Raw genomic sequence first — 21,366 nt, 5'->3', positions numbered from 1 at the left:
GTCCCCCTTCCATATAAAAAAGACCGCGGCACAAAGCCGCAGTCTAAGTCTTACTGTTGAACTGGCTTTGGCGCACCGTCTTTCATAATCGGCAACTTGCGGTCCACGACGTTCGTGTAGACGTTCAAGAGTGCCTCTTTTTCCAAATCCCAGTTATATTGCTCACGCGCCGTCTTCGTGTTTTCTTTGACACGGGCGTAGAGTGCTTGGTCGTCGAGCAGGCGGTTGACGCCTTCGGCGATTGATTGTGGGTCGTGCGAATCGACGACGACACCGACGTCGTTGCCGGCGACGACCCGTTCGATTTCCGGGAAGTCACATGACACGACCGGTACTTCGGCCATCAAATATTCGAACAGCTTGTTCGATGACGCCGAGTAGTGGTTGAAGCAGACGTTGTTCAACACTTGGAAACCGAGATACGCGTTCATCGTATAGTACGGTAACGCCTCGACCGGTACTTTGTCAATCATCTTGACGCGGTCTCTGACGCCCTCGTCCTCGATCATCTGTTTGATCACCGGCTTCAGTTTCCCGTCCCCGATCATGACGAGCGTGCCTTCGTTGAAGTCCTTGACGGCGAGGATGAGTTGCTCGAGTCCGCGGCCGGCTTGGATGCCGCCTTGATACAAGAGGATCTTTTCCTCTTTCGGAAGCTCGAGGAGCTCATGCAAGTCTTTGCGGAGCGTGAAGTCGAGCGGACGATAGAACGGATAGTTGTGGAGCACGTACGGATAGAAGCCGTAGAGTTCCTCGTTGTGCGCCGCGCGCGTGTGGTTCTCGACCATCATCGAGTCGACGTACGGCAAGAGCCAGCCTTCGAGGTTACTTTGGATGTAGCCGTAACCGGTCCGGTCCGTCTGGACTTCATGCGAATCGTAGACGATTTTGCCTTTGTTGACGAGTTTCCCGGCAATCAACGCCTGCGGGAGCGTGTTCAAGTCGTTGGCGTGATAGAAATCGTACGACTTCTTCGTCGAAGTGAACACCATCTCGAGCATCGCGCTCGCGTTGACGATGTTTTTACGCACCGGTGGGAACAAAATCGCACCCGCTGCCGCACCGAGTCCGATCATCGTCAGTGGTGCGAGGACGAGCAGTCCCGCGCCGACGAGTCCGGCCCCGAGTTGACGCGTCTTCTTCGCGCTGACCCATGTGCGGGCCGTTTTGAGCGCCTTCATCCCGTTGGCGAGAATCGACGGCTGCCGTTTGACGCGGATGACGCGGAAGCCTTCCGGACGCATCTCTTCTTTCGGGAGCGACGGATTTTTCGGGTCTTGGAGCGCGATCAAATCGACTTCATAGCCCGCCTCGGCGAGTGCCGAGCATTCGCGCAAGACGCGCGCATCATTCGTAAAATGGTTCCATACAAACATACATACTGACTTCATCGTGTTTCCTCCATCGTTACTTTTTCTACCACGCCTTCGAGGACGTGTATATTGTTTTCCCAACACAGATTGTCTTTCACATAACGGATTCCGTTCACGCCGTACTTCTCGCGCAAGTCGGGACGTTCGAGCAGTTTCCGGAGCATGAGCTCGATCTCGTTGATGTCGCGCTTCCGTGACACGTAACCGACCTCGGCCGCTTCGATGACATTCGCCGCATGGCCTGACACCGCCGCGACGATCGGTTTACCGACCGCCATATAATCAATCAATTTGCCCGGGATGACCGTATCGAACACTTCTTGCTCAATCAAGCTGACGAACGCGACGTCCGCGTTCTTGATGGCTTGGAACGCCTCCGTCCGAGGCATCGCCTCGAGGAAGAGGAAGTTCTTGAAACCGCGGGCTTTAATCATGTCTTTCAACTCGTTCTTCCGGTATCCGTAGCCAATCAATTTGAAATGGACGCGCGGCTCGTCACGGAACCGCTCCGCAAGCTCGAGCAAGAGCGATACATCTTGGGCGAGGCCCATGTTCCCGGCGTACAGAATCTCCATCCGGTCGTCCTCAGGGACGGTCCGCTCGAGGTTGCGCTCGCTCTCACGAATCGAGTTCGGCATGTAATGAATCATCTCGTTGTCGACACCACGTTGACGCAAATAGCTACGGAACCCTTCCGAGTTGATGATGATTTCATCGGCCGCCTTATACAGCCGCTTCTCAAACCAAAACGCCGGGGCGAGCATCCAGTCATGTTTGAACACGCCGACGCCTTTCACCGACTCCGGCCAGAGGTCACGGACGTCCAAGATGAACGGCACGCCATACTTCCGTTTCGCATACACACCGACGAACGCCATAAAAAAAGACGGGGTCGTCGCAAAGACGACATCCGGTTTCGAGTCGAGCTTTTGGACGGCAGCGACGCCTTTAATCATCTGTTCCAAAAACAAAGCGAGCCGGCTCACCATGTTCGACGTATGCTTGCGTTTCTTCGTGATGAGACGCTTGATGAACGGCTGGTTGTTGAGCGCCTTATCGTTCCAGAAGCGGTCGTCTTTATACAAGTTGAAGTTCGGATACGACGGGGCGGCCGTGATGACCTCCACCTCGTAACCGCGTTCTTTCATGAGATGCGTAATATTTTGCATCCGGTTACCGGCACTGCCGATTTCCGGATAATAGTTTTGACAGACCATTAACATTGTTTTCAAAAATAACACACCTTACTGTTGTTCGAGTTCGTCCACGAAGCGCTTCAAGAGCGTGTGGACGTTGGCTTTTAAATCTGGGTCGCAGAGCGCATGGGCAATCGTCGCTTCGATGAAGCCGATCGGTTCCCCAACGTCATAGCGACGCCCGTCAAATTCATAGGCGAAGACGGTCTCCACCTCGTTCAAGCGGGCGATGGCGTCCGTCAGTTGGATCTCGCCGCCCGTCCCGATTTCTTGCGCCGACAACGCCTCGAAGACGTCCGGCGTCAAAATGTAGCGGCCGAGGATGGCGAGGTTCGATGGGGCTTCTCCGACGGCCGGTTTCTCAACGAACGTCCGGACCGGGATCAGCTTCCCTTCGACGGCAAGCGGGTCAATTATACCATATCGATTCGTCATTTCATACGGGACGCGCTGTACCCCGATAATCGAACGCTCATACTGCTCGTACTGGTCAATCAATTGCTTCGTCGCCGGCACGTCCGCCTCGATGATATCGTCCCCGAGCAGGACGGCGAACGGTTCGTCGCCGATGAACTTGCGGGCACACCAAATCGCGTGACCGAGCCCTTTCGGCTCTTGTTGCCGTATGTAGTGGATATTGGCGAGGTTCGATGAGTGGCGCACCGACTCGAGGAGTTCGGTCTTGCCTTTTGACTCGAGGTTCTGTTCGAGTTCGATGGCCCGGTCGAAATGGTCCTCGATGGCGCGCTTGTTCTTCCCGGTCACGATGATGATGTCCTCGATGCCGGAAGCGACGGCTTCTTCCACGATAAATTGGATCGTCGGTTTGTTGACGATCGGGAGCATCTCTTTCGGCATCGCTTTCGTCGCCGGCAAGAAGCGGGTGCCGAGCCCGGCGGCCGGGATGATGGCTTTCCGTACGCGTGTCATGGACGTCTCTCCTTTTTTATGCTGTATCTGATGATTATACCCAATTTCCTAGCGTTCACGCACACAAAAAAACGGCCGTGACATACGTCACGACCATTTCCGGTCGTCCATATACTTGTACAGGAACCAACCGCCGACACCGAGCGCGATGAGAAGAAGGAGAAAACCGCTGATCATCATGACGAACGCCTCCTTTTACCTACACTAGTCTATTCCCGGAATGAGCACTCGACAAGCGTTCGTCTCAAACCTTTCTTAGAACCACTTCCGTCCGTGCACCTCGATGAACCGGTACTCTTCTTGATAATGGTCATAGTGCCCTTCATCGATCATGTGTTGGAACGCCGCATCCCCTTCCGAAGCTCTCCGTTTCATCAATCGACAGAGCGCATCGATTCGTAACAGCAACATCGTCAGTAACTCTGTTGTCGACCCTTCCCAGCCGTATGCTTTCAAGAAGAGCGCGACTCGTCGTTTGTACGTCCCATCATCGCGCTCCGCCTCATAGTGAACGACCTCACCCGACTCGGCTTGATGACGCCGGCTGAGCGGAACGAACGTATAAAGGGCATAAACGATATCCCAGGCTCGTGGTCCGGGCGCCGCCAAATCAAAGTCGATGACCCCTGCCACTTTCCCGTCATGGAAAATCGTATTGTAGACGGCGAAGTCGTTGTGGCAAATCACTTCAAACGGTGCTGGCGTATGGTCGAGCGGTTGCCAGTCAGACGGCCACTCGACATCCAAGGTCGCGTCATGCAGCCGGCGCATCAGCCGAGCGGCATCCTGAATCGCCTCATCGGACCACATATAGGCTTTCAACGGATAATCGGCCGTCTCCCCTTCGAGATACGTCAAAATCTCCCGGCCCTGACCATCCACCCCGACAAATCGCGGAACGCCCGATATCCCCTTCGCCTCTAAGTGCGTTAACAATCGATGGACGTGTTCACTGCCGTCTTTCAACGTACGATAGACATGATTCCCCTTTTTATAGACGGTCGACACGTTCCCGCCACTCAACCTTTTTTCTTGTTCATGTGATTGGTCCATCCAATCCCCCCATTCTTCATCAGTCACGTTCAGTATACAGCAACACGGGGTGTCGATGACGAGGAAGCTCGACACAGAGCGTTCGCGCCCCGTCCAAGCGGCACTGTAGATTCCCTGCAGAAAGCATCGCTGCCGCGCGGACAGGCGAATCTCGGAATATACATACACCCATTGTCGAATCCTGCAAGACGATAGATTGGCGCGCGACTGAATCAGACGGTGGGCGACTCCTTGGGGAGAGTGATGCAAGGATGACCCCGTAAAGCGCGCATGCGCTGCGGAGGCATCCGCATCACCCCAGGAAAGCGTCCCACCGTCTGATGAACGTCTGATCCACCAACAAAAAAAAACAGGCCCGCACGAGCGGACCTGAAACAATCAATTATTTTTTGAGGTTGTAGAACGACTTGATACCGTCGTATTTCGCTACATCGCCGAGCATGTCTTCGATGCGGAGAAGTTGGTTGTACTTCGCGATACGGTCTGTACGCGAGAGCGAACCAGTTTTGATTTGACCAGCGTTTGTCGCAACAGCGATGTCCGCGATCGTCGCATCTTCTGTTTCACCAGAACGGTGTGAGATAACAGCTGTGTAACCAGCTTTTTTAGCCATTTCGATCGCGTCGAATGTTTCTGTGAGCGTACCGATTTGGTTAACTTTGATGAGGATCGAGTTCGAGATTCCTTTTTCGATACCTTCAGCCAATTTCTCAGTGTTCGTTACGAAGAGGTCATCCCCAACGAGCTGAACTTTGTCACCGATTTTGTCAGTGAGCAATTTGAAGCCGTCCCAGTCGTTTTCGTCGCAACCGTCTTCGATTGAGATGATTGGGTACTTGCTTACGAGCTCAGCGTAGAAGTCTACGAGCTCAGCAGTTGTCATTGACTTGCCTTCGCCAGCGAGTTCGTACTTGCCAGTTGACTTGTCGTAGAACTCAGAAGACGCAACGTCCATTGCGAGGTAGATGTCTTCGCCAGCTTTGTAACCAGCTTTTTCGATCGCTTCAAGGATAACTGTGATCGCTTCTTCGTTAGACTTAAGGTTTGGTGCGAAACCACCTTCGTCACCGACAGCTGTGTTAAGACCCATACCAGAAAGAACTGATTTGAGGGCGTGGAATACTTCTGCACCCATGCGGAGTGCTTCGCGGAACGTTGGCGCGCCAACAGGCATGATCATGAACTCTTGGAAGTCAACGTTGTTGTCAGCGTGCGAACCACCGTTGATGATGTTCATCATTGGAGTTGGAAGCGTCTTCGCGTTGAATCCACCGAGGTACGTGTAAAGTGGAAGGCCGAGCTCGTCTGCTGCTGCGTGTGCTGCTGCCATAGAGACACCAAGGATTGCGTTTGCGCCGAGTTTACCTTTGTTTTTCGTACCGTCGAGCTCGATCATTTTCTTATCGAGTGCGTTTTGGTCGAATACATCGTAGCCGATGAGTTCTGGTGCGATTGTGTCGTTTACGTTAGCAACGGCTTTGAGTACGCCTTTACCAAGGTAACGTGACTTGTCGCCATCACGGAGTTCAACTGCTTCGTGCTCACCAGTTGATGCGCCTGATGGGACGAGGGCACGGCCGAAACCGCCGTCTTCTGTGAAGACTTCTACTTCGATTGTTGGGTTACCGCGTGAATCCAAAATCTCGCGTGCGTAAATTTCTGTAATCATTGACATGAAAATTCGCTCCTTTTTGTTTGGAAAGTTATTTGAGTTACTTCGTGACGATTGATGTGCCGGTCATTTCTGCCGGTTGCTCTCCACCGAGAAGGTGAAGGAGCGTCGGGGCGAGGTCGCACAAAGCGCCTTCTAGAACTGGTTTCAGTTCCACCCCTTCTTTCGTGACGATACATGGTACTGGTTCCGTCGTGTGGGCTGTCATCGGTGAGCCGTCCGGGTTCGTGACAAGGTCAGCGTTCCCGTGGTCCGCCGTGATGATCGCCGCGCCGCCTTTGGCAATGAGTGCGTCCACTACTTTACCGAGGCATTCGTCGACAACTTCGACAGCTTTCTTCGTCGGTTCGAGCATACCGGAATGGCCGACCATGTCCGGGTTCGCGTAGTTGATGATATACGCGTCATACGTGTCCGATTCGATGCGTTCGAGAAGACCTTCCGTGAGCTCGTATGCGCTCATTTCCGGCTTCAAGTCGTACGTCGCCACTTTTGGTGACGGTACGAGGAAACGATCTTCACCTTCGAACGGTGTTTCTTGTTGTCCGTTCAAGAAGAACGTGACGTGCGGGTATTTCTCAGTTTCCGCAGCGCGGAGCTGTTTGTACCCTTGCGCGGCGAGAGTCTCACCGAGCGTGTTTTTCAAATCTTCTGGTGGGAAGACGATATCCGTGTCGATTTCATCCGAGAATTTCGTCATCGAGACGAGCAAGATGTTCTCTGGATGTGCGCTCGAAAGTTCGAAGCCTTTGAAGCCGGTCTTCTCTTTGAACACTTTCGCAAGTTCGATCGCCCGGTCCGGACGGAAGTTGAAGAACATGATTGCGTCGTTGTCTTTAATCGTCGCAATCGGCTGACCGTCTTTTTCGATGACCGTCGGTAAGACGAATTCATCCGTCAAGCCGTCTGCATACGACTGTTTAAGAACGTCGACTGCATTCGTGCCGACTTCGCCTTTCGCGTTGACGAGCACGTCGTATACTTTCTCGACGCGTTCCCAACGGTTGTCGCGGTCCATGGCATAGTAACGTCCAGACACGCTAGCGACTTGACCGAGTCCGAGTTCAGCGAGCTTCGCTTCCGTCTGTTCGAGGAAGCCAGCGCCTGATTTCGGATCACAGTCACGGCCGTCCGTGAAAGCGTGAATGTAAACTTTTTCAATGCCGTGGAGTTTTGCGAACTCGACGATGGCGTACATGTGGTTGATGTGAGAGTGAATCCCACCGTCTGAGACGAGGCCCATGATGTGGAGGCTCGAATCATACTTTTTCACATGTCCGGCCAAGTGATTCATCGCTTGGCGGTCGAAGAGTGAACGGTCTTTGATGGCGTTGTTGACGCGTGAAAGTGACTGATAGACGACCCGGCCGGCACCGATGTTCAAGTGACCGACTTCCGAGTTCCCCATCTGACCTTCCGGAAGGCCGACGTACTCGCCTTTCGCGTTCAAGAGCGTATGTGGATACTGCTCCCAGAAGCGGTCGAAGTTCGGTTTGTTCGCCGCAGCGACCGCATTACCGAACGTCTCGTTCCGCATTCCAAAACCATCCAAGATGATGAGGGCGACTGGTCTTGCCATTTAAATCGCCTCCAACAACTTGAGGAACGAAGCAGCTTCAAGTGAAGCACCGCCGACGAGTGCGCCGTCGATGTCTTCTTGTGCCATATACTCCTTGATGTTCTCAGGTTTTACAGAACCGCCGTATTGGATGCGAACCGCAGCCGCCACGTCTTCACCGTAAAGACCTTTTACCACGTCACGAACATATTTGCATGAGCTTTGCGCATCTGCTTCGTCCGCTGATTTACCAGTGCCGATTGCCCAAACTGGCTCATACGCGATGACGAGTTGTTTGACTTGGTCAGCTGAGAGGTCCGCGAGGCCACCTTCGACTTGCGTCTTGATGACTTCTTCGAACTTGCCGCCTTCGCGCTCTTCCAATGTCTCACCGACACAAACGATTGGCGTAAGACCGTGTTCGAACGCTTTTTTCGTTTTGCTGTTGATGAATGCATCTGATTCGCCGAAGTATTCGCGACGCTCTGAGTGTCCAAGGATGACATATGTCACGCCGAGGTCAGCGACCATGGCCGGGCTGATTTCGCCTGTGTATGCCCCGCTGTCTTTGTCGTACATGTTTTGTGCACTGAGTTTCAAGTTCGATCCTTTAGCCGCTTCTACCATTGGGGCCAAGAATACTGCTGGTGCACCAATCGCCGCGTCAACTTTGTCCGTTGACGGGATATTGTTTTTAACTTCCTCTACGAAAGCGACGGCTTCCGAGAGTGTTTTGTTCATTTTCCAGTTACCTGCAATAATCGGTTTACGCATCGATAACCCTCCTCTGTTTTACTTGTCGTTCAACGCTTCGACGCCTGGAAGTTTCTTGCCTTCCATGAATTCGAGTGAAGCGCCGCCACCAGTCGAGATGTGGCTCATTTGGTCAGCAAGGCCGAACTTGGCTGCTGCCGCGGCTGAGTCACCACCACCGATGATTGAGTATGCGTCGCTGTCTGCGAGTGCTTGAGCGACACCTTTCGTTCCGTTAGCGTACTTATCGAGTTCGAATACGCCCATCGGTCCGTTCCAAACGACAAGTTTCGATTCGCGAATCGCTTCCGCGTAAATTTCGACTGTCTTCGGTCCGATATCAAGACCCATGTGATCCGCAGGGATCGAGTCGATATCGACTGGTCCGACGTATGTCTCTTCGCCGAATTCTTTCGCAATGACACAGTCGACCGGCATCAAGAACTTCACGCCTTTGTCTTCTGCTTTTTTCATGAATTGACGAGCGAGGTCGAGCTTGTCTTCTTCAAGGAGTGACGTTCCGACTTCGTGCCCGAGTGCTTTCGAGAACGTGTACGAGAGACCGCCACCGATGATGAGTGTGTCAACGATGTCAAGAAGGTGGTCGATGACCCCAATCTTGTCAGCAACTTTCGATCCGCCGATAATCGCCGTGAACGGACGGTCTGGATTCGAGAGTGCCTTGCCGAGGACTTCAAGTTCTTTCTCCATCAAGAAACCAGCAACCGCGTGGTCGACGTGGTGCGCGATGCCTTCTGTCGAAGCGTGGGCACGGTGAGCCGCACCGAACGCGTCGTTGACGAAGATATCAGCGAGTGCCGCGAAACCTTTCGCGAGTTCTGGATCGTTTTTCGTTTCACCAGGGTAGAAACGGACGTTCTCGAGAACGACGACGTCACCTTCACCAAGTTTTGAAACGGCTTCTTCTGCGACTGGACCGTACGCCTCTTCGACGAGGGGTACTTCTTTGCCGAGAAGTTCAGCGAGACGTGTAGCGACCGGTGCGAGTGAGAACTCGAGGTTCTTCTCGCCTTTTGGACGGCCGAGGTGGCTCGCCAAAATGACTTTCGCGCCGCCGTCGATCAAGTGCTTGATCGTTGGAAGTGCCGCTTGAATCCGCGTTTCATCTTGAATGACGCCATCTTTGAGTGGAACGTTGAAGTCAACGCGGCAAAAGACGCGTTTCCCTTTTACATCGATGTCACGAATAGACTGTTTGTTCATAACCTTCGCCTCCATATGTCGTGCGTGTCAATTTCATAAATAGAGCGGAGAACAATCTCTTGTTTCCGCTCCTATTTGATTCTATTTAGTTCACGAACTTACTTCGCGATTTCAGCGAAGTGCTTGAGTGTGCGAACCAATTGTGCAGTGTAAGACATTTCGTTGTCGTACCAAGAAACTGTCTTAACGAGTTGCTTGTCGCCAACTGTCATTACTTTAGTTTGTGTTGCATCGAAGAGTGAACCGTAAGTGATTCCGACGATGTCAGAAGATACGATTTCGTCTTCAGTGTAACCGTAAGACTCGTTCGCTGCTGCTTTCATTGCTGCGTTGATTTCGTCAACAGATACAGTTTTCTCAAGAACTGTTACGAGCTCTGTGAGTGAACCTGTAGCAACTGGTACACGTTGTGCCGCACCGTCAAGTTTACCTTGAAGTTCTGGGATAACGAGGCCGATTGCTTTAGCCGCACCAGTTGTGTTCGGTACGATGTTAGCTGCTGCCGCACGCGCACGACGGAAGTCGCCTTTCGGGTGTGGAGCGTCAAGCGTGTTTTGGTCGCCTGTGTAAGCGTGGATTGTTGTCATAAGACCTTCGATGATTCCGAACTGGTCTTGGAGAACTTTAGCCATTGGCGCCAAGCAGTTTGTCGTACATGAAGCACCAGAGATTACTGTCTCTGTACCATCGAGGATGTCGTGGTTTGTGTTATAAACGACAGTCTTCATATCACCTGTAGCTGGAGCCGAGATGACAACTTTTTTCGCGCCAGCTTTCAAGTGAAGCTCCGCTTTTTCTTTGTCTGTGAAGAATCCAGTACATTCGAGTACGATGTCAACACCGAGCTCGCCCCATGGAAGTTCTTCTGGGTTACGGTTAGCAAGTGTGATGACTTTCTCGCCGTTTACGAGGAAGTGATCGTCGTGTACTTCAACGTCTCCGTCGAAACGACCTTGAGTCGTGTCGTACTTGAGAAGGTGAGCAAGCATCTTCGTGTCAGTCAAGTCGTTGATTGCAACAACTTCGATTCCTTCGTTTTTGATGATCTCGCGGAATGCCAAACGACCAATACGTCCAAATCCGTTAATACCAACTTTTACTGCCATAGTTAATTTCCTCCTTAGGGTAGAAGCTATTTATTGAAGAGCCAACGGGGGTCAACTCTTTAATAACGAGTTAATAATTCTGTCGCCGCACCTTCGTCTGTGACGAGGATGATGTTCGGCGTGTGTTTCGCATATGCGGCGATCGCCTGTGCCTTCGACTTTCCTCCGGCGACAGCGATGACGGTGTCCATGTCGTCGAGCTCCTCCAATTGAATCCCGACCGTCTTGACCCGGTGCACGATTTCACCTTCCGCGTTGAAATAATATCCGAACGCTTCGGCGACGGCATCGTGCCGTTCGATCATCCGCAAATGCTCTGGTGACGCATGACGGCGTTTCGCCATCGTTTCCGCCTCACCAATTCCATGTACCACAATTCGCGCCGCTCTAATCATTTCCAGTACATTTTTAATGCTAGGTTCCTCCACCATCCGCTCGAACGTCTCTTGCGATACCTCGTCCGGAATGTGGAGTAAATGATAGTCGGCATGGGCCCGGTCGGCCATCCGAGAACAGACGGTGTTCGCCTGTAACTCGAGCGTTTCTCCGAGTCCGCCGCGTGCTGGCACGAAATGCATCGGCCGTTCTTTTTTATCGGGCGACATCATGGCCGCAACCGATGCCATCGTCGTCCCGCCTGTGACCGCGATGATATTGTCGTCCGGTGCCAGTCGCGCTTTCAGTTGCGTGACGGCGGCCCGACCGATATCTCGCTGGACCCAGAACGTCTCGTCGGAATCACCCGGTACGATGACGACTTGGCGAACGCCTAGTTTGCGCTCGAGTTCTCGTGCGACTTCCGAGATGCCTAGGATCTCTCCCATGACCTCGTGCAAGTCCCGGAGAACGTTTCGGCCCGATTCCGTAAGGGAAATACCTTGAGTAGCGACCATCAATAGACCTTGGTCTTTCAAGAAGTCGACTTCTCGTCTTAGGATTCGTTCCGTCAGCCCGAGGCTTGTGGCCAATGTCCTGCGGCCGATCGGCTGCATCAAACGGACATAATGTAAGATATCGTAACGATGTCGGAGCGTATCGAGCATGTCGGGAACGATTTGCTTCTGAACTTGAATCAGCTGCTGGATCATACTCATTCCCCCTCGACTTAAAGCATGGACAATTTTCGTCCCACTTTTATATTTGCGTCCCACCGCTACGACTTCATCTTATCAATCACCTTTCCGTCTTGCAACCCCTTCAAACGTTTTTTTTCGATGTAAGCGTATACTTAACAAAATCTTCAACTTTACTGTCATCGTATCGACCTTGACTAATGACACGCCCCTCGTGTAAGACGACAGGGATCTCAAACAAGTACTTCGCCTCAAGTTCTTCGTTGCCGGTGATGTCGATCTGCTCGAGCTCGAACGGATAGTCTTCCATGAGCCATTCGAGCATGACGAGTGCCTCCTCGCAGAGCGAACAGTTGGCGCGGCGGTATAACGTCAGGACCATGTCAGTCCCCTCCTTTCCATAGTTGTCGTTCCCGCTCCCGCGAGTTTCCAAAACCGAGCGCCTCCCGATAGTTCGCCACGGTCCGTCGTGTCACCGTATAGCCGAGCCGGTCCAGCTCGCGCATGAGTGCGGCATCGCTCAGCGGCGACGTCTCTTGTTGAATCAGTTCGGCGAGCGCCTTCTTCACCATGAACGGCGATTGCCCGTGCGTCGCCCGGACGAAAAAGTGACGCCACGCCATCACGCCGCCTTCGGTCGTCACGTACTTGCCTTGAATCGCCCGGCCGACGGTCGACTCGTGCTTGCCGATTTGTTCGGCGACTTCTTTTCGCGTCAACGGATGCAAGACGAGCTTCCCGTCCAACCAATCGCGTTGGCGTTCGGCGATGACGGCCCACACCAATCGAAGCGTCGCGTTCCGCATCTCGAGCGTCTCGTGCCACCATTTCGCCTCGCGATCGTCCCCGACCCGAGCCGCATCGAGCGTCGGGCTGAACCATGTCGTCACGAGCTCACCGTCACGACGGACGACTTCAAGTTCCGGGACGACGGGTTCGGTTCCTTCATATAATAATGGCGTCTTCGGGAGTGTCGCCACGATACGCGTCGCCCGTTCGTACTCAGCAACCGAGATGTCGAGTCGTCCCGGGATGTCATCAAGGTTCGCGTCGAGCGCCTCGAACACGTCCAAGACGAGTGGGTCGTCATGTTCAATCGCATGCCGATATTGGCAGTCGCGCTCATTCTTCGCCCCAATCCCTGTCGGTTCTAGAAACAAGAGCGCCTGGCGCGCCGCCTCAATGTCCGCCACATCGACCTCGAAACGATGGGCGAGCACGAAGTCGCTCTCCGGTAGCAGACCACGATGGTCGAGCGCGAGGACGAGCCGTTTCTGGAGCGCGCGCTGGGCCTCAGTCCCGCTCCCTTCCTCGATTTGCTCGAACAATCGCTCCTCGAACCCACTCGCCGTATCGGCTACCCATTCGACCGCACCGCTCCCCGTGGCGATGCATGGATTGCGTCGAGCCAACCGGCCGAGCTGAAAGGCGATCGCGGTCCGGTCCGCCTCGAGAATCGGCAGCCGCCGAACCATGTCCTGGGTCAGCTGTTGTGTTTGAAGTTGTTGCTGTTCTTGCCGTTGCATCGGTCACACCCCTCTCGCTTCTTATTGTAACGAACAGCGGGAAATCGCGCTCAAAAAAAAGTGAGCCGAACAGGATTGCTTTTTTAAAAAAACAAATGTATAATAAATCGTGTCAGAGAACATGCACCCGTAGCTCAGGGGATAGAGCACTGGTTTCCGGTGCCAGGTGTCGGGAGTTCGAATCTCTCCGGGTGTATCATAGCAAGAGGTCAGGCAACATATGCCTGGCCTCTTTTGTCGTTTTAGAATCGTCAAACCGTGGAATAGGTCAAAAACGATGACTATCGTTTGACCAACATTGACTATAGCGGTATGATATGTTTACAACCTACATAAAGGAGGCAGATTCAATGTTAATTCCAACAGTTATCGAACAAACAGGTCGCGGGGAACGCGCGTACGATATTTACTCACGCTTGCTCAAGGACCGCATCATCTTGCTCGGAAGTGCAATCGACGACAACGTCGCCAACTCGATTGTCGCCCAGCTTCTCTTCCTTGCAGCCGAGGACCCAGATAAGGACATCTCACTTTACATCAACAGCCCGGGTGGTTCGATCACTTCCGGAATGGCGATTTATGACACGATGAACTTCATCAAGCCGAACGTGTCGACGATTTGTATCGGAATGGCCGCATCGATGGGTGCCTTCTTGCTCCAAGCCGGTGAACAAGGCAAACGCTTCGCGCTTCCAAACGCGGAAATCATGATTCACCAACCGCTCGGCGGTACGCAAGGTCAAGCATCGGATATCAAAATCCATGCCGAGCGCATCATCAAGATGCGTGAGAAATTGAACCAAATCATGGCCGACAACACTGGCCAGCCGCTTGAAGTGATCGAGCGCGACACAGAGCGCGACTACTTCATGTCAGCTGAACAAGCGAAAGACTACGGTCTCATCGACAAAGTCATGACGCGTTAATGACGCAACCCCATTCTCCTCGGAGAATGGGGTTTTTGTTTACTCTTTGACCTCGACCCCGAATACATAGCGGCTATCGCCTTGCGGCCAATCCCCGCCCGTCTCGAATACATAAACGCCCGGTTCGTCAGGCACGACGGGTTCAGACCGTACGAGCTCCCCGTCGATGATTTGATGGAACGAGACGTTCGACGGCTCGGCATGGAACTCGACATCAATCTCGGCACCCGGTTCGACGGGCACGAGCTGCAAGTCGTCCGCTTCCGGCAACCCGTGGTCTTCACATACCGCCTCGCCCCCATTGGACCAGCAGAACGTCGACTGCTTCACTTCGGCCGTCACCGACCCGACCCGGACCGTCGGGAGCGGCGGTTTGATCGAGGACTCCGACTTCCAAAACGAGGTGGCCAACAACGCGCCGCCGACGAGAATCAACCCAACCACGACGATCCATAACCCTTTTCGTCTCAACCCGCTCATCTCCTTTGTTCTTGTATTCCCCGTTCCACGAAAAAACGACCCACTTCCGTGAGTCGTCCCGTTCATTTCGGGCGTCGGAGCCCTTTCATCATATAGCCGCCTTTAAAGTCAATCGGATCGAATGCGACGAGGAACGCCTTCGGCTCATACTCCTCGACCATCTGGCGCAAATCCTTCATCCGTGTCCGCGCTGCCAAGACATCGAGACGATAGCGGATGCCGTCACGTCCCTGCCCTTGGTAGTGCGTCACCCCGTAGCCGCTGTCGCGCATCTTCTGGATGAGCTCGGCCGGGAACTCTTGTGTGTGGACTTGAATCATATTGTAGCCGATCGCAAGTTTCCGCTCGACGTAACCGCCGACGAGAATCCCAAGTCCGAAGCCGACCGCATAGACGATCATCCCGAGCGTCGTCAAATCTTGGAACACGATGCCGAGCGCGAAGATATAGATAAGCGTCTCAAGCGTACCGAACAGCCCCGCAATCATCGTTTTTCCTTTGACGAGCATGATGGTACGAAGCGTCAGCACCGGTACATAGACGAGTTGTAATACTAGGATGAGCAAGATTTGCCCCATTGGAACGACCTCCATTCGAATTCAATACAACCACTATTTCAAATTTCAGGGCCGGATGCAACCAAAAAAGGCTGACCGGAGTCAGCCTTTCGCAATTATTTGTCTAAGTTATCAACGCTCGTGAGCAGTTCATAGTCTTTACGGATGACCTGATAGATGGCATTCGTGTCGCCTGACAGTACTTCTTCCGCCCGCAATTGGTTGAGGAAGAGGCTTGTCGCGAACGTGACGAGGGCGCTTTTCGGGATCCCGATTTGTTTCGCACGCTCCGTGATGACCTGGTCTAAGTCAGCGTCAATCGTGAGCGAGATTCTTTTCTTTGCATTCGACATAATCATGAAGCTCCTTTAAGTTACATTTCTAAAGTCCTATACACAATTGCTAATTATATAGGAAGAATGGTTTTGGCGCAACCAACGTCACGATGAGCTGATTTCTTCACCGTTGCGCACCTTGTCCGCGATCTGATCGATTTTACGGAGCCGGTGGTTGATTCCTGACTTCGAGATCGGTCCCGTCTCGAGCATCTCGCCGAGTTCTTGGAGCGAGACGTCTTGATGGGTGACCCGTAGCTCGGCAATTTCCCGGAGTTTGACCGGCAAGATTTCGAGTCCGACCGTGCGCTCGAGGAACTTGATGTTCTCGACTTGGCGGAGTGCCGCCCCGACGGTCTTGTTCAAGTTCGCCGTCTCACAGTTGACGAGCCGGTTGACGGAGTTGCGCATGTCCTTGATGATGCGCGCGTCCTCGAAGTCGAGCATGCCGCGCGTCGCCCCGACAAGTTTCAGAAAGTCCGAGATTTTCTCGCTCTCTTTAATGTAGAGAATATGCCCTTTCTTCCGCTCGAGCGTCTTCGCGTTCAAGCCGAAGCGGTTGGCGAGGTCCCGGAGCGCCTGGTTATGGTTCTCGTACAGGCTGTACACCTCGAGGTGATACGACGACGTCTTCGGATGGTTGATCGACCCGCCGGCAAGGAACGACCCGCGCAAATACGCTCGGGCGAGGTTCTCGTCGCGCGTCATATCCGAGTTGAGCGTCCGAATCATCTCGTAATTCTCCCCGAGAATCTCGAGGTCCTTCAACATCGTCTCGGCGCGCTGGGCGACCCGGACGATATAGACGTTGTTCTTCTTTAACCGCATTTTCTTCCGTACGAACAAATCAAGATGATGGTCGTACAGCCGTTTCATGAGGGAATAGATTCGGCGTGCGATGGCGGCGTTCTCGGTCGAGACGTCGAGCGTCATCCCCCGCCCTAAGGCGAGCGAGATGACCCCGTTCATCCGGACGAGCGCGGACAGTTCCGCTTTCGCCTCGGCATCGGTCACTTCGAGTTGCGTCAGTTCTTTTTTGACGTCAGAGGCAAAGCTCATGTCAGTCCCCTCCTTTCTGTTCAATCACAACTTATTTCAGCTCGAGCTCTTGGAACGAGCGTGGTTTCTTGATGCGCAGCACGCGCTGCATGACGAGGCCGGCGATGGCGTCCGAGTCGTGGCGGATGTAATCGCGATTATAGTCGACGATGTCACCGGCGAGCACATTCGTGCCATAGTTCCGAAGCTTCTTGCGATCGAAACGGACCTCTTCCGAGCCGTCCTCGAGGTAACGCTCTAAATAGATGTCCTCGATCGGCTCGTTATTGACGACGATCGTGTCGACCGTCGACTTGCCGAGATACGCCTCAATCGATTTCAAATGCTTCATCGCGTCGTACCCTTTCGTCTCGCCCGGTTGCGTCATGACGTTGCAAATATAGACGACCGGCTTCCCGGAGCGGACGATGGCGTCGCGCACTTCCGGAATCAACAGGTTCGGGATGATGCTCGTATATAAGCTCCCTGGTCCAAGCACAATCAAATCCGCGCCCTCGATCGCCTCGACGACACCGGCCGCCGGCTTGATGCCCTCTTCGAGCAAAAATAGGCGTTTGATCGGTTTTTCGACGAGCGGGATTTTCGATTCGCCTTTGACGATCGTCCCGTCCTCGAACTCGGCCGCGAGCGTCATGAGCGTCTCCGTCACCGGGAGCACCTTGCCCTGGGCGTTCAACAGCTGCGACAAGACGTCGACCGCCTTGACGAACGAGCCTTCACAGATGTGCGTCGCCGCCGTCAGCATGAGGTTGCCGAGCGAGTGGCCTTCGAGCCCAAAGCCGCTGTCGAACCGATATTGCAGAATCTTGTCCATGAGCGGCTCGACCTCGGATAAGGCGAGGATGACGTTCCGGATATCGCCCGGCGGTAACATGTGGAACTCGTCACGGAGACGTCCCGAGCTGCCCCCATCGTCCCCGACCGTGACGATGGCCGTGATGTCGAGCGGATAGTGCTTCAAGCCCCGTACGAGCGTCGAGAGGCCCGTACCGCCACCGATGGCCACAACTTTCCTTTCGCGTCTCATCTTACTTCTCCTTCGTCGCATGCGCGAGGTCGCGATGGACGGTCTTGACGTTATAGCGCTCGGCGAAATGGGCCGACACTTTCTCGGCGAACGTGATCGAACGGTGCTTCCCGCCCGTACAGCCGAAGGCGACGACGACTTGCGTCTTCCCTTCGCGCTTGTACTGCGGTAACAGGAATTCGAGCATGTCGATCAGTTTCTTATAGAACGCACGCGCCTCGGGATGCGACATGACGTAGTTCTGGACTTCTTCCGTCTGTCCGGTGAGCGGACGGAGCTCCGGGATATAGAACGGGTTCGTGATGAAGCGGACGTCGAACAATAGATCAATATCGAGCGGGACGCCGTGCTTGAACCCGAACGACATGAAGTTGACCGTGAACGGAATCCGTTCCTCGTTGAATTGGAGCAGGATGCGGTCTTTGAGCATCTGCGGCTTCAAGTCGGTCGTGTCATAGAGCGTATGGGCCCGGTCACGGAACCCTTCGAGCAACGAGCGCTCCATCCCGATGCCGACGAGCGGTGCGTCTTCCGGGGCGAGCGGATGCGACCGGCGCGTCTCCTTGTAGCGGCGCACGAGCACTTCGTCCCGTGTGTCGAGATACAACAAGTGCGGGTGCACGTTCTTCTGTTCCAAGTCGTCGATGACGATGAACAGGCTGTCGATGAAGTCGCGCGTCCGTGTGTCGATCGCGACGGCGATCTTCGGCCGGACCGAGCTGATGACATCGATCAATTGCGGCAAGAGCACCGGCGGCAAGTTATCGACGCAAAAATAGCCGAGATCCTCAAAGCTATTCATTGCGACCGATTTCCCGGCCCCGCTCATCCCGCTGATGATGATCAATTCTTCTAATCCTTTAAAGTCTTCCATGTCACTGACGCCCCCTTAAAATTGACAACCGAGCCGTGTGTGCAGCTCTCTTCTGTCCTTAGTATAACGAACGTCCGAAAAAAAGAGAAGGGATTGCGGTCGCCCGCAATCCCTTCTGCCTCATGTCACGCGTTTTGTTCGTGCAACGCCTCGAGGAGCCCCTCGATATAGTGTTGCGCGTTTTGAGCGGCAATCGATCCGTCGTTCGTCGCGGTGACGACTTGACGGAGCGTCTTGTCGCGTACGTCGCCGGCTGCGAAAATCCCTGGGATCTTCGTCTCCATCGCTTCGTTCGTGACGATATAGCCTTGCTCGTTCGTGATGCCGAGGTCTTTGACGAAACCAGTGATCGGGTTCATACCAATATAGATGAACACACCGTCGATTTCGTGGTCCGACTCGGTCCCATCGACCGTGCTGACGAGACGTGCCCCACCGACTTTACCATCGGCTTCCACGATCTCTTTGAGCGTGTGGTTCCAGATGAAGTCGATTTTCGGGTTGTCGAACGCCCGTTTTTGAAGAATCTTCTGCGCGCGAAGCTCGTCGCGACGGTGAACGATTGTCACCTTGTCAGCAAAACGTGTCAAGAACACGCCTTCCTCGACAGCTGAGTCGCCGCCGCCGATGACGAACAAGTTCTTCCCTTTGAAGAACGCCCCGTCACAGACCGCACAATACGATACACCGCGGCCGCCGAGCTCTTCTTCGCCCGGGACACCGATTTTCTTGTATTGTGCGCCAGAAGCGAGGATGATCGCCCGTGCTTTATAGTCACGGTTGTGCGCGTGGACGACTTTATATTCCGTCTCGTCCGAGATGCTTTGGACGTCGCCATAAGCGTACTCCGCCCCGAATGCTTTCGAGTGGTCGAACATTTTTTGAGACAAGTCTGGGCCGAGGATGCTGTCATAGCCCGGATAGTTTTCGATATCTTCCGTGTTCGCCATCTGTCCACCTGGGATACCGCGTTCGATCATAAGTGTCGATAAGTTGGCACGCGACGCGTAAAGTGCAGCCGTCATTCCGGCTGGGCCGGCCCCGATGATAATGACGTCATAGATTTTTTCTTCTGTCATAATGATTCCACCTCTGCATGAAATTGATTGACTTCAGTATAAGAAACCTAGGGAGGTATCGTCTATCTTTATGCTTGTTCGAGTGTCTGTTTGAACGAACGGATCGTGCCCGTGAGCGTCGCGACGTCGATTCCGAACGTGTCGGCGCAGTCGTCGAGGATGAGGGCATCCCGTTTCGCATAGAACATCCAGACGAGGGCCGCGGCCGATGCCGTGACGTCCTCGAACGATACCCCGGCAAGGAGCAGGAGTGAGAACCGTTCATAGAAGTCGCCGTCGAGGCTCATCTGTTCCGCTTCCGTCACTTCCGTCTCGGCGAGCACGAGGGCCTCATACGCCCGAGCGATCCGGGCGTCACCGGTGAACGGTGCCCCGCAAATCTCAGCACGACATTTCTCGGCGAAGGCGAGCACCGTCTCGTTGTCGGTGATCCCGTTCGTCAACGCGAGTGCTTCAAACGCCTCGTCGTCGGCAAGTTTCGAGATGATTCGGATGATTTCGATGCGAGCCGCGTCTTCTTCTTGGCGCAACCCTTGGACGAGTGCCGAACGGAACTCGAGGTTGTCGCGGATGTCATACGGGCTCGCTTCTTCAAATTGTTTCAACTCGTCACTGTTCAAATAGGTGGCCGCTTCTTCAAGACGCCCGGTCTTGTAGGCGGACACGCTGAGCCAATGCCCGAACAGTGAATCCCCACGGAATCCGCGGTCTTTCAAGAGGCGGAGTTCTTCGTACGCGCGGTCGTATTGACCGACGAGCGCGAGTGTCGTGGCGAGTTTGTAGCGTAAGTCGAACTGGAGCGGGCGGACCCGTGTCAGCGGGACCGACAGTTGGAGCGCCGCTTCTGATTGTCCAGCCTCGTGCAACAACAAAATCGTGTTCAAAATCGCATGCAAGTTGCCCGGATTTTCATCGAGCACATACTCGAGCGTCTCGAACGCCGCTTCATCGTTGCCGAGATAAAAGTTGACGACGGCCAAGTTGTTGAACGACGGCCAAAAGCGCGGATAGCGGTCGATTAACCGTTCGAGCGTCGACTTGGCGGCGAACAAGCGGCCTTTGTCGATATGCTGCTGGGCCTCGGTGTGCCACGTGATCAACTCGTCTTCATCTTCGTCCTCGAGTTCTTGCTCGAGTTCGATCAGTTCTAATAGCGATTGGACCGAGTCCGCATAGCGCCCGTGTGCCTCGACTTCGAGGTAACGTTTCGCATACATCGCTGCTTCTTCATATAAAGAGATATAAGCGCAATTGCTCGCAAGGTGATACAAGGCCTCGGTTGACGTCTCATCGAGTTCTAGCACCCGTTTCCACACGTCATTGGCGTGATAGATCTCCCCTACTTCAAATAACAGTTCAGCGTACTGTTTGTGATAGTCGACGCGGTGCGCTGCAGCGGCAGTGGCTTCAGCCATGAAAAAAGTCGCTTCATCTAGGCGACCTTCACGTAACGCACGACGACCTCTATAGTAGTGGAGCTCCGCGGCGAGCGGAGATTCTGGTTCGGGTAGCGTCATTACTGCTTCATAGTTCGCTTCCATATTCTAAATCCTCCACATCATCTC

Annotated in this window: 21 protein-coding genes and 1 tRNA gene; 2 read left to right on the top strand and 20 right to left on the bottom strand. The window is 54.0% G+C overall.

All coding sequences use genetic code 11. From position 1 onward, the window contains the following. Window positions 1-50: 50 nt before the first annotated feature. The 12 genes from KNP71_RS07695 to KNP71_RS07640 all read right to left on the bottom strand — a co-directional run bounded on the left by KNP71_RS07695 (window position 51) and on the right by KNP71_RS07640 (window position 13,464). Entirely contained in the window at window positions 51-1,391 is a 1,341-nt protein-coding gene (locus KNP71_RS07695; protein WP_214830424.1) for a glycosyltransferase, read from the bottom strand. After that, the gene (locus KNP71_RS07690; RefSeq protein ID WP_251132781.1) at window positions 1,388-2,596 is read right to left on the bottom strand and encodes a glycosyltransferase family 4 protein; all 1,209 of its coding nucleotides are present in this window, start codon (window positions 2,594-2,596) and stop codon (window positions 1,388-1,390) included. The genes KNP71_RS07695 and KNP71_RS07690 overlap by 4 nt, the downstream gene beginning before the upstream one ends. A 21-nt stretch (window positions 2,597-2,617) precedes the next feature. Continuing rightward, window positions 2,618-3,499 (bottom strand): UTP--glucose-1-phosphate uridylyltransferase GalU, encoded by an 882-nt coding sequence (galU, locus tag KNP71_RS07685; RefSeq protein WP_021065453.1) that lies wholly within the window; start codon window positions 3,497-3,499, stop codon window positions 2,618-2,620. Between the two features lie 255 nt (window positions 3,500-3,754). After that, complete coding sequence (locus tag KNP71_RS07680) at window positions 3,755-4,552, bottom strand: phosphotransferase enzyme family protein (RefSeq protein WP_214830419.1); 798 nt, start codon at window positions 4,550-4,552, stop codon at window positions 3,755-3,757. Between the two features lie 382 nt (window positions 4,553-4,934). Next, window positions 4,935-6,227: a phosphopyruvate hydratase gene (gene eno, locus KNP71_RS07675; protein WP_021065450.1), complete on the bottom strand. Its 1,293-nt coding sequence runs from the start codon at window positions 6,225-6,227 to the stop codon at window positions 4,935-4,937. A 37-nt stretch (window positions 6,228-6,264) separates the two neighbouring features. Further along, window positions 6,265-7,803, bottom strand: coding sequence for a 2,3-bisphosphoglycerate-independent phosphoglycerate mutase (gpmI, locus tag KNP71_RS07670; RefSeq protein ID WP_131472333.1), 1,539 nt, complete (start codon window positions 7,801-7,803; stop codon window positions 6,265-6,267). Further along, window positions 7,804-8,556, bottom strand: coding sequence for a triose-phosphate isomerase (gene tpiA / locus KNP71_RS07665; RefSeq protein ID WP_021065448.1), 753 nt, complete (start codon window positions 8,554-8,556; stop codon window positions 7,804-7,806). It abuts the gene before it with no gap. 18 nt (window positions 8,557-8,574) lie between these two features. Beyond that, window positions 8,575-9,759 carry a phosphoglycerate kinase gene (locus KNP71_RS07660; protein ID WP_131472331.1) on the bottom strand — a complete coding sequence of 395 codons (1,185 nt, stop codon included), beginning with the start codon at window positions 9,757-9,759 and terminating at the stop codon, window positions 8,575-8,577. Between the two features lie 98 nt (window positions 9,760-9,857). Beyond that, window positions 9,858-10,865, bottom strand: coding sequence for a type I glyceraldehyde-3-phosphate dehydrogenase (gap, locus tag KNP71_RS07655; RefSeq protein ID WP_021065446.1), 1,008 nt, complete (start codon window positions 10,863-10,865; stop codon window positions 9,858-9,860). 59 nt (window positions 10,866-10,924) lie between these two features. Continuing rightward, window positions 10,925-11,953, bottom strand: coding sequence for a sugar-binding transcriptional regulator (locus KNP71_RS07650; RefSeq protein ID WP_021065445.1), 1,029 nt, complete (start codon window positions 11,951-11,953; stop codon window positions 10,925-10,927). Window positions 11,954-12,062: 109 nt separating this feature from the next. Continuing rightward, window positions 12,063-12,320, bottom strand: a complete 258-nt coding sequence (locus tag KNP71_RS07645) for a glutaredoxin family protein (protein ID WP_021065444.1) — start codon at window positions 12,318-12,320, stop codon at window positions 12,063-12,065. A gap of 1 nt (window position 12,321) precedes the next feature. Further along, a complete protein-coding gene (locus KNP71_RS07640; RefSeq protein ID WP_214830417.1) occupies window positions 12,322-13,464 on the bottom strand; it encodes an RNA polymerase factor sigma-54 in 1,143 nt (380 codons plus the stop codon). A 123-nt stretch (window positions 13,465-13,587) separates the two neighbouring features. Between KNP71_RS07640 and KNP71_RS07635 the strand changes: the two genes are divergently transcribed. Both KNP71_RS07635 and clpP read left to right on the top strand, forming a co-directional pair. Beyond that, a tRNA-Arg gene (locus KNP71_RS07635) sits at window positions 13,588-13,660 on the top strand. 154 nt (window positions 13,661-13,814) lie between these two features. Further along, entirely contained in the window at window positions 13,815-14,390 is a 576-nt protein-coding gene (clpP, locus tag KNP71_RS07630; protein ID WP_021065442.1) for an ATP-dependent Clp endopeptidase proteolytic subunit ClpP, read from the top strand. A 39-nt stretch (window positions 14,391-14,429) separates the two neighbouring features. Here clpP and KNP71_RS07625 read toward each other — a convergent pair whose 3' ends face one another. The 8 genes from KNP71_RS07625 to KNP71_RS07590 all read right to left on the bottom strand — a co-directional run bounded on the left by KNP71_RS07625 (window position 14,430) and on the right by KNP71_RS07590 (window position 21,342). After that, the gene (locus KNP71_RS07625; RefSeq protein WP_029595056.1) at window positions 14,430-14,870 is read right to left on the bottom strand and encodes a hypothetical protein; all 441 of its coding nucleotides are present in this window, start codon (window positions 14,868-14,870) and stop codon (window positions 14,430-14,432) included. Window positions 14,871-14,932: 62 nt separating this feature from the next. Beyond that, entirely contained in the window at window positions 14,933-15,448 is a 516-nt protein-coding gene (locus KNP71_RS07620; RefSeq protein WP_021065440.1) for a DUF2179 domain-containing protein, read from the bottom strand. Window positions 15,449-15,543: 95 nt separating this feature from the next. Further along, complete coding sequence (locus tag KNP71_RS07615) at window positions 15,544-15,780, bottom strand: hypothetical protein (RefSeq protein WP_021065439.1); 237 nt, start codon at window positions 15,778-15,780, stop codon at window positions 15,544-15,546. Between the two features lie 87 nt (window positions 15,781-15,867). Beyond that, a complete protein-coding gene (gene whiA / locus KNP71_RS07610) occupies window positions 15,868-16,821 on the bottom strand; it encodes a DNA-binding protein WhiA (RefSeq protein WP_029595055.1) in 954 nt (317 codons plus the stop codon). A gap of 31 nt (window positions 16,822-16,852) precedes the next feature. Next, window positions 16,853-17,848, bottom strand: a complete 996-nt coding sequence (locus KNP71_RS07605; RefSeq protein WP_029595054.1) for a gluconeogenesis factor YvcK family protein — start codon at window positions 17,846-17,848, stop codon at window positions 16,853-16,855. A 1-nt stretch (window position 17,849) separates the two neighbouring features. Then, complete coding sequence (gene rapZ / locus KNP71_RS07600; RefSeq protein WP_214830413.1) at window positions 17,850-18,722, bottom strand: RNase adapter RapZ; 873 nt, start codon at window positions 18,720-18,722, stop codon at window positions 17,850-17,852. A gap of 125 nt (window positions 18,723-18,847) precedes the next feature. Continuing rightward, entirely contained in the window at window positions 18,848-19,801 is a 954-nt protein-coding gene (gene trxB / locus KNP71_RS07595; RefSeq protein WP_029595052.1) for a thioredoxin-disulfide reductase, read from the bottom strand. Between the two features lie 68 nt (window positions 19,802-19,869). Further along, entirely contained in the window at window positions 19,870-21,342 is a 1,473-nt protein-coding gene (locus tag KNP71_RS07590) for a tetratricopeptide repeat protein (RefSeq protein ID WP_029595051.1), read from the bottom strand. Between the last annotated feature and the right edge of the window lie 24 nt (window positions 21,343-21,366).

The organism is Exiguobacterium sp. s56 (assembly GCF_018618255.1).
Lineage (GTDB): Bacteria > Bacillota > Bacilli > Exiguobacteriales > Exiguobacteriaceae > Exiguobacterium > Exiguobacterium chiriqhucha.
Note: the sequence above shows the minus strand (reverse complement) of the source record. Positions and strands in the feature narration are given on the sequence as shown.